A 12254-nucleotide genomic window follows, 5' to 3' on the forward strand; every position below is an offset into this window, starting at 1 on the left:
GCTACGATAACACCTTTTATTATTTAACAACGAGTTCTTGTAAGTTACCAAAGATCTTAATTAAACGTTGAATCAACGCTAATTGAATTAAACGATTACGACGAACTTTTTCATCATCTGCCATAATCATGTTTTCATCAAAATAATTGGCAATTAATGGTTGTAAAGCGTGTAATTGTTCATAATTTTCGGCGATTGTTTGTTGTTTGAAACTATCGCGAATATTTTCAACTGCGTCATATAATTTTTGTTCAGATGGATTTTCAAACAAACTTGGATCAACGGTTAAAGTGTCCAGGTCAAGATCAGCTTGGGCAACCAAGCGTGAAACCCGAGTCAAGGCTTCAATCGTTTCTTTGAAATCATCATCGTGACTGTGTTGAACTAATGTCTTAGCAATATCAGCAATGGTTGCTGGATCAGCGCTGTCAGAAGCCACGATTGCTTCAATCATATCATGGCGTAAGTTCTTAGTATTAAACAACTGACGAATGCGATCAACGAAGAAATGACGAGCATTCTGAGCGTTATTAGTCCAGTCAAGATTGAAAGTTAAATCATTTTCAGCTAATGAGTTGGCAATCCGAGGTTGTAAGTCGCGTAACTTCAAGTGCCAGTGGTTGGCAACTAAAATACGAACCAAACCATATGATTGACGGCGCAAAGCATATGGATCGTTTGAGCCACTTGGAATCATGTCGACAGAGAAGAAAGCATAAATCGTATCTAATTTATCTGCGATTGCTAAGGTAGCACCAACTTTAGAAGCTGGTAAGTCGCCATCAGCAGAAGTTGGCATGTAGTGTTCGCGGATTGCTTGAGCAACAGCTTCATTTTCACCAAAAATTTTAGCGTAGATTTCACCCATTACCCCTTGCAATTCAGGGAATTCACCGACCATACCAGTTACCAAGTCGAATTTGTAGATGTGAGCAGCACGATCTAAGTCAGCTAGTTCTTGTGTGCTTAAATTAAACATTTCGCCTAGGTTACGTGCGATTAAAGCAACACGCTGCATTTTTTCGTACATGGTCCCAATCTTGTCATGAAAGCTAACTGTCTTTAATTTATCAACATAATCAGCAATGGTATGTTTTTGATCATCTTCAAAGAAGAACTTAGCATCTTCAAGACGTGCAACTAAAACTTTTTCGTTACCAGAAATCACGTTTTCAAGATAATCGTGATTACCGTTACGAACACCGATAAAGTATGGTGCTAACTGACCATCTTGAGTACGAACATAGAAGTAACGCTGATTATCTTTCATTGACGTAATTAAAACTGCTTCGGGAACAGCTAAGTATTCTTCAGCAAAGTGACCAGCAAATGCCGTTGGATATTCAACTAAGTTGACAACTTCTTCTAACAAATCAGGATCAAGATCAACTTGCCAGTTGTTTTCAGCAGCAATGTCCTGAATTTGTTTTTCAATCACGTCTTGACGTTTAGCCATGTCAGCAATGACAAATTCCTGAGCCAATGCTTCTTCATAATCTGTTGCTGTTGCTAATTCAATCGGCTTGCCTAAGAAGCGGTGACCTTGAGTAATACGACCAGCTTGAACGTCAAGAATTTGCATAGGCACAATTTGTTCATCAAGCAAGCTCACTAACCAATGAATTGGCCGAATGTATTCAAATTCATTACTCCCCCACTTCATTCGAGTTGGGAAAGTTAAGCCCTTAGCGATATCTTGAATACCTGCAAGCACTTCAGCAGCAGGTTGACCCACGGTTTTCTTTTCAACAAAGACGTATGGTTCGCCTTTAAATTCTTTAAACGTAATGGTTTCAGGATCAACTTTTTGACCACGAGCAAAACCGATAGCCGCCTTAGTAAAATGACCATCAACATCTAAAGCCATTCGCTTAGCTGGACCTTTCACTTCTTCAACCTTATCTGGTTGGCGTTCTGCTAAGCCGCTAATTAAGATAGCTAAGCGCCGTGGTGTCGCAAAAGATTTGATCTCAGCATAATCTAAACGTTGTTCTTTTAAATAGTTAGTTGTTTTAGCAACCAGTTGTTCAATACTAGGACGAACAACGTGTGCTGGCATTTCTTCTAAGCCAATTTCAAATAAATAATTTGCTGCCATTATTTTTCCTCCTCAGCTTGTTCTTGGGCATGTTTTAATAATGGAAAGCCCAGTTTTTCACGTTCATCAACAAAGGCTTGCGCAACTTGATGAGCTAACCGCCGAATACGAGAAAGATAGCCGGCCCGTTCTGTAACAGAAACTGCGCCGCGGGCATCTAACAAGTTAAACGTATGGCTGCATTTTAAAACGTAATCATAAGCTGGATGAACTAACCCTAATTTAATTAAACGAAGTGCTTCTTTTTCATAGTCATTAAAGAAAGTTAATAGCATTTCTTGATCACTTTCTTCAAAGGCGTATTTAGAATGTTCATATTCAGGTTCTTTAAAGATGTCGCCATAAAGAACGCCATCGCCCCACTCGAGTTCAAAAACATTGTTAACTTCTTGGATGTAAGAAGCTAAACGTTCAACACCATAAGTGATTTCGGAAGTCACAGGATCAACGGTTAACCCACCAACTTGTTGGAAATAAGTAAATTGAGTAACTTCCATACCATCAAGCCAAACTTCCCAACCAACACCGGCACAACCCATTGATGGGTTTTCCCAGTTGTCTTCAACGAAACGAATATCATGTTCCAAAGGTTCGATGCCTAATTCACGTAAACTATCTAAATAATACTCTTGAATATTTTTTGGTGAAGGTTTCATGACAACTTGAAATTGGTGATGTTGGAACAATCGGTTAGGATTTTCGCCGTAACGACCATCAGCAGGACGCCGTGAAGGTTCAACGTAAGCGGCATTCCAAGGTTCTGGACCAATCGCCCGTAAAAATGTATATGGTGACATTGTTCCGGCACCCTTTTCTGTATCGTAGGCCTCCATTAACATGCAGCCTTTTTGTGACCAAAATTTCTGCAATGTTAAAATCATTTCTTGTACATTCAAATGTTTAACCATAAAATTCACCTTTCCTTATTTAATCGTGGTTAAGTAGCTGATGAGAACTGCAATGAGTTAGGAATCAAAACAACGTTCAAGGCAATTAAGTGAAACGTACTCAAGCCAATTGATGGCTATACTTAATGATAAACCTCATCTGTGTTAATACACAGCTATGCCTTATCATTAAGACGTCACCATCAAACCATTGGCTTTCACACTCTACAAAAAAAGTCCCTATGCTACGCTAAACGTAACATAGGGACGAGTAATTTCGCGGTTCCACCCTAATTCAGATGCTAGGCATCTGCACTTAATTGTTTTTTTTAAATATAAATGTGTTTGAAACAACTAATTGCTTCGCGCACTCTATTGAGGTGCCCTGATTTTTGGTGTGCTTTCACTGACCACACTCGCTGTTTTAAAATCATTAAATCCTCATCAAGCTAGAATAATATTGAATTCGTAAAAAAGTCTAATCGTTTTCGGACGACTTGTCAACTTTTTTTGGTGTTAATTGCGGCATGCGCAGCATTTCGTCTAAATACTTCTTACTTTTCAATTGTAAACCGACTTGGTCTTGATAAATCTTATCAAGAATTCGTCGTAGATCTTTCTTAGTCCGCACACTGAGATTAATCGTTCCTAATTGCTGAGGCATGATTCGCGCCAAACCTTGCATTAAAGCAATCGTTTTGGGCTGAGCGTGCAATCGATGTTGGTCTTGATGCCAATGATTCTGACAAAGCAAACCACCATATTGTTCAGAGTAGTCCATTGGTAAATCGGTTCGTTGACAAATGACACAATCCTGTAAATGCGGTGCGACACCAAATTGATTCAGCAACTTAATTTCAACTAAATTTGTTAATAATTGCGGATCGGTCCCGCCATTCATTTTATCCATTGCTGTTTTAACCAAATCAAAATATTGACCAAGTGGCTTACCTTCATCAAAAGCAGCAGCTACTAAGGTTAACAAATACGCCGCGTAAGCTTGTAGAACAATGTCTGCACTAATAGTGGTGTACAAGTTTGTACTTTTGGTGGCGGAAATATAAGACAAGCCTTGCGTATTAATTGCGCCAATATAATCAGCAAACGTTAAGGGTAAAATAGCAGTCTGTAGTTTAAAACCTTGTTTCTTAGCACCACGAACCATAAACATTTTGGCTGCATACTTGTCCGTTAAAATCTGAACGAGTAAGTCACGTTCGCGATAATCACGCCGATACATGACAATTCCGCGGAATTCTGTATCGCGAAATAAAGCCATTTTTATTTAAAGTCCTTGGCGTTATAGCCAGCTCGAGCTAAGAACAGCGGATTATCACGCCAGTTGCGTTGCACACTGACTTGTAGTTTCAGGTTTACTTTTTCGCCTAGTAAAGCTTCAATTTCACGCCGGGCACCAATGCCAATTTTCTTGATCATGGCGGCGCCTTTACCAATCACAATTCCCTTTTGACTATCGCGGTCGACATAAATAATGGCATTAATCACACGCTTGCCACTTTCAAAGCGATTCATGTCTTCAACAATGACAGCCGTTGAATGAGGAATTTCATCGCGCGTGAATTCCAAAATCTTCTCGCGAATTAATTCTGCGACGATAAAGTATTCTGGATGATCCGTTAATTGATCATCGGGATAAAATTTAGGACCAGCTGGTAAATATTTCTTAATCTCGGTCATTAATTCGTCTACATTGTTGCCTTGCGTAGCTGATAAGGGAATTACTTCAGCAAAGTTAGCAATTTCTTGGTATTCAACAATCATTGATAATAAATCATCAGGATGAATTAAGTCGATCTTATTAATAACCAAGAATAATGGGGCCTTGATATTAGCTAACTGTTCCAAAATATAACGATCACCAGGGCCAATTTTGTCTTCAGCACCAGTCATATAAATGGCAATATCAACTTCAGCTAACGCTGAAAAAGCAGCCTTATCCATATAATTGTCAAGGTCATTTTTAGGTTTATGAATTCCCGGGGTGTCTAAGAAGACGATTTGTGCTTCGTCATCAGTAACCACACCTTGAATTTTATTACGGGTGGTTTGGGCTTTGGGTGACATAATGGCGACTTTTTCGCCAACTAGACGGTTCATTAATGTTGATTTACCAACATTAGGTCGGCCTAGCAATGCCACAAAGCCGGATTTATAATCTGTCATTTAATCGGATCATCCTTTAATGAAAATGAGTATGGTAGTATTTGGTCAACGGTAAATTTCTTAATATCATTGTTTAAATTCGTTAAAATCACTTGATCATCGGCGTGCATAAACTCCGTCATCACTTGGCGACAAGCACCACATGGTGAAACAGCTCCGTGTGTGTCGCCGGTGACGGCGATTGTTTTGAAGTGATGATAGCCAGCTAAAACAGCATTAAACATGGCCACGCGTTCAGCGCAAATTGTCATGCCGTAAGAACCGTTCTCAATATTACAACCTTGAAAAATTTTTCCGTCATCTGTTAACACTGCCGCACCAACAGCAAAATGAGAATATGGGACGTACGCTTGTCGACGGGCTTGTTGTGCTTGTTCGATCAATTCATTCATCAAATGACCTCCCCAACCATTATAGATTTAAAAAATTTAAAATATAAGGCATAAAAATAATGACACCAACAATCGCAGCCAAAAATGCGGCGACTAAGACAATGGCTGCTGATACATCTTTTACTTTTTTAGCTAGTGGGTCATAGTGCTTAGCCACTAATAAGTCAATCAAATATTCAACTGCTGTATTCCAAAGCTCGGCAATCAGCACTAAGAAAATAACAACAATTAACCATAGCCAGTCAAGCTTACTAACACCAAATAAGAAGCCTAGTAGCAAAACAAACGTTGCAATGACCAAATGGCGCTTAAAGTTCTTTTCGTCAGCTAACGTGGTTCTAAGGCCTTCTAAAGCATGTCGGAATGACTGAAAAAAAGTATGATTCTTGTCAGTTTGTTTTTTATCGTTTAAGGCCATAGCTATCTAGAATTTCCTCTTGTAGTTTAATCATCACTTTTTCATCTTCAGGTTCGATGTGATCATAGCCGTTAAGATGCAAGAATCCATGAACAATTGTATAACCAAATTCGCGGTCAAAACTATGTTCATATTCAACGGCTTGTTCTTGAACGTGTTCTGGTGCAATGAATAAATCACCAATGTTACGAGGAATATTTAATTCAGCAGCCAACGCTTCAAAGTCAGGTAGATCACTTTCATCATCTTCAATTGCAAAACTGATAACATCAGTGACGTGATCTTTACCGCGATATTCGCGATTAATCTCACGAATTTTATCATCAGTAATTAAACTAATCGACATTTCAGTATCTTCAGGCATTGCCAACTTTTTAGCAGCAAATTCGACTAAATCGCGAATCCATGTTTCGCGCTCTGCGGGTAAAACGTGTTGATCATTAATTATTTCCAGATTCATGCTTCTTTATTTGCTCCTGATTGTATTTTTCGTAAGCATCAATAATACTTGCGACTACGGGATGACGAACAACATCAGCGGAAGATAGTTCGACAAATCCGATATGTTTAACATTTTTCAAAACTTTTGCGGCTTCAATTAAACCACTGCGTTGATTGTGCGGCAAGTCAATTTGAGTAACGTCACCGTTAACAATCATTTTAGAATTCATGCCCAGTCGGGTTAAAAACATCTTCATTTGTGCAGGGGTTGTGTTCTGCGCTTCATCAAGAATAACCAAAGCGTCATCTAAAGTTCGCCCACGCATATAAGCTAATGGTGCGATTTCAATAATGCCACGCTCCATTAAACGGTTAGCGTGCTCGGTTCCCATAATATTGTAAAGGGCATCATAAATCGGCCGCAAATAAGGATCAATTTTATCTTTAAGATCACCAGGTAAAAAGCCCAAATTCTCGCCTGCTTCAACTGCCGGGCGCGTCAAAATAATCCGTTGAACCTGGTTAGCTTTCATTGCCGCAACAGCTAAGGCAACGGCCAAATAAGTTTTACCGGTACCAGCAGGGCCAATTCCAAAAGTGATTTCGTTATGTTTAACCGACTGAACATACTGCCGTTGACCTAAATTTTTAACGCGCACACTACGACCTTTAGCATCACGAACGATCTCTTCAGTATATAAATCACTGAAGTATTCTAACGTGCCCCGATCGGCCATCTTCATGGCGCTTAAAATATCGCTATTGTTAATCATGACACCTTGGCGCAATAAACGCGTCAATTGTTCAAAAATACTGATCACCCGATCAACTGCAACTGCTGATCCAGTTACCACAATTCGTTCTCCAAAGGCATGAATATTAACAGCCATTCCCTCTTCGAGCAAATGTAGGTATTCATCATTGACACCTAAAATACTTAGCGCCTGGTCAGGATCTGATAAGATAAATGTTTTTTCAATACCTGATTGCTCTACCAACGACTTCGCTCCAATCAAAAAGTTATCTATGAATTGAATTTTAGCACAGTTTGGCACTGGTTTGAATTTTTCGCGCGCTTACTTATTCGTCAAAAGTTCTTTAACAATTTGGTTAACTTGGCCGCCATCAGCACGACCTTTAACTTTTGGCATCAAGTTTGACATCACTTTACCCATATCTTTCATGGAAGTTGCACCAGTTTCTTGAATAGTTTCGCTAATTAAGTCTGATAATTCTGCTTTGTTTAATTGTTTAGGTAAATATTTTTCAACGATGGCCATTTCAGCTTTAAGTTCAGCCATTAAATCTTCGCGGCCACCCTTTTCAAATTCAGCATAAGAATCCTTACGTTGTTTCATTTCAGTACTCAGTACTTGTAATTTATCCTCAGCTGACAAGTCAGTACCTTTTTGAATTTTAGCGTTAGTCAAGGCCGTTTTGATCATTCGCACAACGTTTAACTTAGTCTTGTCTTTAGCCTTCATTGCGTCTTTTAAATCTTGTGTTAATTGTTCGTTTAATGTCATTATTAAGTTTCCTTTCGTGAAAAAATACCCCCTTGTCGTAGAAGATCACAAAATGTAATCCAAAAAACAAGAGGGTAAAATTTATTATCTAAATTTCTTACGTTTGCGAGCTGCTTCTGACTTCAGCTTTTTCTTAACGCTTGGTTTCTCGTAGAATTCACGTTTACGGTATTCTTGGAGCGTACCACTTTTAGAAACAGAACGTTTGAAACGTCGAAGAGCATCATCAAGAGACTCGTTGTCGCGGACAATTGTCTTAGCCATGTGATTTCCCTCCTTCCAGTTTCTATGTAACTACTCTGTTGTGCGAATAAACAACTACATCACAGTGGTTCTTAATTATTATAGCGAAAGATGAAAATGTGGTCAATAACCTTTTTAGTAAATTTTGTATTAATTCATAATAAATCGTCGTGAAAGCGCTAAATATGTTAAAATTAATTGAAACTAATAAATGATATGAGGTAAAAACAATGGCTCAACCTAGACAATTATATTTATTTCTAATTTCAGACTCCGTTGGTGAGACAGGATTTAAGCTGACTCAAGCAGCTATGGCCCAGTTCCCAGAGATTAAGCCAATTTATGAACGCTATCCATTTGTGAACACCAAAGAAAAAATTGATGAGTTAATTGAAAATGCGAAGGAAAAAGATGCGATCATTACCCACACTTTGGTAACGCAAGGTTTAAGTGAATATCTTCAAATTGAAGCCGCTAATAATAACTTAACATCCATCGATCTGCTTTCACCTTTAGTACGTAGCGTCAGCAAACGATTTGAATTAGAACCTACTCATGAGGCTGGTGCCCTTCATCATCTTAACGAGACTTATTTTGATCGCATCTCTGCCATGGAATTTGCCGTGTTGTATGATGATGGTAAAGACCCTCGTGGTTTCTTAGAAGCGGATGTCGTCTTACTAGGGATTTCTCGTACGTCCAAAACACCAATCTCGCTGTTCTTAGCCAATCGTAACATTAAGGTGGCTAATCTACCATTAGTTCCCCAAGCTCATATTCCCGATGAATTATATCAAGTGGACCCTAAGAAAATTATTGGCTTAACCAATGATCCCAAGGTTCTCAATAATATTCGTCGTGAGCGAATGATTGCTTACGGTTTAAATCCCGATACCACCTATTCAGATATGGATGCCATTAAGAAAGAACTAGCCTTTGCTAAGGCACTGTATAGAAAACTTGGCTGCTATGTCATTAACGTGGCTAATCGTTCTATTGAAGAAACGGCTACTTTAATTATGGAACACTTAGGCTTGGATCATTATTAAAAGCTGCTTAATAAACGTAGAATTTAAAAAATAAGGTAAGTGCAATTAGTTTGCACTCACCTTATTTTTTATGCTCGTAATTTTATTTTCATTTCTGGATCAAATTTTTGTGCGCGCAGCATCGCAATTTCTGCACCATATGGCGCAATTGTTCCCTTGGCATCATCGGTAATGCCGACATAAGGTGTTTCTAAAATCTTCGGAACAGTTGTTAATTGCGGATGATGAGCCACATAGTTCAAAGCATCAAAACCAATTGTGCCAAACCCAATATTAGTATGGCGATCTTTATGACTACCTTGAGGATTCTTAGAATCATTTAAATGAACCACACTTAAACGATCTAAACCAATAATATGATCGAATTCGTTTAAGACACCATCAAAATCTTCACGAATATTGTAGCCAGCATCACTAGTATGACAAGTATCAAAGGTAACCTTTAATTTGTCGTTATGTTGGGTTTGATCAATGATAGCTGCTAACTCTTCAAAAGTACGGCCAATTTCTGTTCCTTTGCCAGCCATTGTTTCCAGCGCAATCGTGACATTTTGTTGTTCGCTAATGATTTGGTCAAGTGCCTGAGCTTCTTGCTTAATTGCTGCCGCAGCACCAGCGCCTACATGAGCGCCAGGATGAAAACTCATCGTAAAAGCACCAATAGCATCAGCCCGTTGCACTTCTCCCTGCATAAATTCAATCGCAAAAGGTAAAGATTCAGGTTTAATCGTATTGCCTAAGTTAATGATATAAGGTGCATGAACCACAATACTTTGAATGCCAGCCAATTTTGCTTGTGCTTGGCCTTCAGGAATCTTCATTTCACTGCTGTCTTTGCGTCGGGTATTTTGTGGTGCACCAGTAAAGATCATCATTGTATTAGCTTGATAACTTTGAGCTTCTTGGACTGCACCGACTAACATTTTTTTGCCGCTCATTGAAACGTGCGAGCCAATGATTAATTCTGAATTTGTCATATTGTCACCTACTCAACTTTTGGTTCATAGAAGTGCCCCATTAACTTGAAGACTTCAGTGATACTTACAAAGGCATAAGGATCGCTTTGGCGTATCGCGTCAGCAAAATCATGCATTTCGTAACGAGAAATAATGGTAAATAAGATTGTTTTTTCTTCGTGTTTATAGGCACCTTCAGCGTCATGGACAATTGTAATTCCTCGACGCAATGACTTTTGCACGCTGCTGATAACTTTTTTAGGATGATCAGTCACAATCATAACCTGTAAACGTTGGTGACTAGTATAAACCATGTCAATTACTGCCCCATTGACAAAAATTCCCATGGCACTATATAAAGCATGAACCCAACCGAAGACAAAACCGGCACCGAAGATAATTAATAAGTTAAAGGCAATATTAATTGAGCCCATACTACGGCCAGTTTTTTTACGAATAACGATCCCAATAATATCAAGACCACCGGTTGAAATATTATATTTCAAGGCCATCCCTGTCCCTAAACCATTAATCAAACCACCAAAGATTGCACAGACAATCGGATCAAACGTGATTTTTAACGGCGAGATTAAATGCATCATAATCGTTGAGAATAAAACCGCAAAAAATGTGAAATAAGTAAAGCGATGGCCAATTTTGGAATAGGCCAAGACAAACAATGGCGCGTTGAAAGCAAAATACAAAATTGGTGTCGTTAACTTAAACGGGGTGTTCGCTAACAAGTTAGAAACCAACTGCGCCGCACCGGTAATTCCTGAAGAATAAATGTGTCCAGGTGTCCAGAAAAAGTTCAAGGCGATGGACACACAAATCGCATAGAAAAACGCCATTGATAACTTAGTTAAGTTAGAATGCCGTCGGATAACACGTTCGATATCATTAAACATATAAGTAAATCCCTCTCATTTAGAGCATTTGCCAATATTGTAACACATCGAATAATTATACAACTAAAAAATCAGCAAGAAAATAAAACTTCGGCTTAAATTAAACTTGTTATGAATTCCCTGCCGCTAAAACCAGCCATCACTTATTAAATACACGAAACAATTGTAAACAACTTAAACTGGTTAGCTAGTTTTTTTACTTCTTCGCGCTGCCACAAAGTTGCGCATGGAACGTGAGGGACACTGCTTGTAGGCAATTTTTGCAAAAATTGTCTGCAAGTCAGGTCTTGTTGTAAGCAATAAATTGCAACAACAATTTCATCACTGATGTCAACTTTACTCCAGCGCTAACAGACAAGTTATTAGATCATGATATGAGTGTCTTACTTATTGTCGGAAGAAAATCGCGATCAGCTGTGACCTTGTCGTTATTGCCTTAGCATTTACGACAAGGTCAAGATTAAAAACTATCTCAGATTGGTTTCAACCAGTCTCCACTAGGTTTCATGAGCAACCTTTACGCAAATGCGACGAGATACATCAAATATAAATTTCTGTAGACACCAGTTTAGGCTTTTTCACCCCAATGCTTGGCGATAAATTGCTGGCGTCCGCCGCGTTCTTCCAGTTCAAACCTGGCTGGGTTTTTGCGATAGAAGTCTTGATGATAGTCTTCAGCCGGATAAAATGGTTGGGCATCCTCAATGGCAGTTACAATTGGTTCTTTAAACATTCCCGATTGGCTCAAGGCTGCTTTAGAAGCTGTTGCAATTTGCCGTTGTTCTGGAGAATTGACAAAAATAACAGGACGATAGCTATCGCCGCGATCTTGAAATTGACCAGCGGCATCCGTGGGGTCTGTTACTTGCCAATAAATTTGCACTAATTCGCCATAACTAATCACATCAGCATCATAGGTGATTTCAACCGCCTCTGTGTGACCAGTTGTATGCGAGCAAACTTGCTCATAAGTCGGATTAGGCACATGCCCACCCGTATAACCAGAAATGACACTAATAATACCCGGCTGTTGATCAAAAGGCTTAACCATACACCAAAAACATCCACCTGCAAATATCGCTGTTTCTTGCTTCATCAAAACCACGTCCTTTGCCTAATAAATTGTATAAAAAAGACACCTTGAAAAATTCA

Annotated in this window: 14 protein-coding genes; 1 reads left to right on the forward strand and 13 read right to left on the reverse strand. The window is 39.0% G+C overall.

What is annotated here, in order from left to right:
* Nucleotides 1–19 precede the first annotated feature (19 nt).
* The 10 genes from glyS to rpsU all read right to left on the reverse strand — a co-directional run bounded on the left by glyS (nucleotide 20) and on the right by rpsU (nucleotide 8210).
* Nucleotides 20–2098, reverse strand: coding sequence for a glycine--tRNA ligase subunit beta (gene glyS, locus FC84_RS03145; RefSeq protein WP_057755260.1), 2079 nt, complete (start codon nucleotides 2096–2098; stop codon nucleotides 20–22).
* Nucleotides 2098–3006 carry a glycine--tRNA ligase subunit alpha gene (glyQ, locus tag FC84_RS03150; RefSeq protein WP_057755263.1) on the reverse strand — a complete coding sequence of 303 codons (909 nt, stop codon included), beginning with the start codon at nucleotides 3004–3006 and terminating at the stop codon, nucleotides 2098–2100. Before glyQ ends, glyS begins: the two co-directional genes overlap by 1 nt.
* A gap of 457 nt (nucleotides 3007–3463) precedes the next feature.
* The gene (recO, locus tag FC84_RS03155) at nucleotides 3464–4264 is read right to left on the reverse strand and encodes a DNA repair protein RecO (RefSeq protein ID WP_057755266.1); all 801 of its coding nucleotides are present in this window, start codon (nucleotides 4262–4264) and stop codon (nucleotides 3464–3466) included.
* A 2-nt stretch (nucleotides 4265–4266) separates the two neighbouring features.
* Nucleotides 4267–5169, reverse strand: a complete 903-nt coding sequence (gene era, locus FC84_RS03160) for a GTPase Era (protein WP_057755269.1) — start codon at nucleotides 5167–5169, stop codon at nucleotides 4267–4269.
* Complete coding sequence (cdd, locus tag FC84_RS03165; RefSeq protein WP_057755272.1) at nucleotides 5166–5561, reverse strand: cytidine deaminase; 396 nt, start codon at nucleotides 5559–5561, stop codon at nucleotides 5166–5168. Before cdd ends, era begins: the two co-directional genes overlap by 4 nt.
* A 19-nt stretch (nucleotides 5562–5580) precedes the next feature.
* Nucleotides 5581–5979 (reverse strand): diacylglycerol kinase family protein, encoded by a 399-nt coding sequence (locus tag FC84_RS03170; RefSeq protein WP_057755274.1) that lies wholly within the window; start codon nucleotides 5977–5979, stop codon nucleotides 5581–5583.
* Complete coding sequence (gene ybeY / locus FC84_RS03175; RefSeq protein ID WP_057755276.1) at nucleotides 5963–6439, reverse strand: rRNA maturation RNase YbeY; 477 nt, start codon at nucleotides 6437–6439, stop codon at nucleotides 5963–5965. The genes FC84_RS03170 and ybeY overlap by 17 nt, the downstream gene beginning before the upstream one ends.
* Nucleotides 6420–7418 (reverse strand): PhoH family protein, encoded by a 999-nt coding sequence (locus FC84_RS03180; protein WP_057755278.1) that lies wholly within the window; start codon nucleotides 7416–7418, stop codon nucleotides 6420–6422. The genes ybeY and FC84_RS03180 overlap by 20 nt, the downstream gene beginning before the upstream one ends.
* Before the next feature lie 78 nt (nucleotides 7419–7496).
* Nucleotides 7497–7946 (reverse strand): GatB/YqeY domain-containing protein, encoded by a 450-nt coding sequence (locus FC84_RS03185; RefSeq protein ID WP_057755290.1) that lies wholly within the window; start codon nucleotides 7944–7946, stop codon nucleotides 7497–7499.
* A gap of 84 nt (nucleotides 7947–8030) precedes the next feature.
* Nucleotides 8031–8210 carry a 30S ribosomal protein S21 gene (gene rpsU / locus FC84_RS03190; RefSeq protein ID WP_057755293.1) on the reverse strand — a complete coding sequence of 60 codons (180 nt, stop codon included), beginning with the start codon at nucleotides 8208–8210 and terminating at the stop codon, nucleotides 8031–8033.
* A gap of 209 nt (nucleotides 8211–8419) precedes the next feature.
* Between rpsU and FC84_RS03195 the strand changes: the two genes are divergently transcribed.
* On the forward strand, nucleotides 8420–9238 hold the full coding sequence (locus FC84_RS03195; RefSeq protein ID WP_057755295.1) for a pyruvate, water dikinase regulatory protein: 819 nt from the start codon (nucleotides 8420–8422) through the stop codon (nucleotides 9236–9238).
* Between the two features lie 68 nt (nucleotides 9239–9306).
* Here FC84_RS03195 and FC84_RS03200 read toward each other — a convergent pair whose 3' ends face one another.
* The 3 genes from FC84_RS03200 to msrA all read right to left on the reverse strand — a co-directional run bounded on the left by FC84_RS03200 (nucleotide 9307) and on the right by msrA (nucleotide 12198).
* Nucleotides 9307–10215 carry a deoxyribonuclease IV gene (locus FC84_RS03200; RefSeq protein WP_057755300.1) on the reverse strand — a complete coding sequence of 303 codons (909 nt, stop codon included), beginning with the start codon at nucleotides 10213–10215 and terminating at the stop codon, nucleotides 9307–9309.
* Nucleotides 10216–10223: 8 nt separating this feature from the next.
* Complete coding sequence (locus FC84_RS03205) at nucleotides 10224–11102, reverse strand: YitT family protein (RefSeq protein WP_057755303.1); 879 nt, start codon at nucleotides 11100–11102, stop codon at nucleotides 10224–10226.
* A gap of 568 nt (nucleotides 11103–11670) precedes the next feature.
* On the reverse strand, nucleotides 11671–12198 hold the full coding sequence (gene msrA, locus FC84_RS03210) for a peptide-methionine (S)-S-oxide reductase MsrA (protein ID WP_057755307.1): 528 nt from the start codon (nucleotides 12196–12198) through the stop codon (nucleotides 11671–11673).
* Nucleotides 12199–12254: the final 56 nt, after the last annotated feature.

This window comes from Lapidilactobacillus dextrinicus DSM 20335 (genome assembly GCF_001436095.1).
Lineage (GTDB): Bacteria > Bacillota > Bacilli > Lactobacillales > Lactobacillaceae > Lapidilactobacillus > Lapidilactobacillus dextrinicus.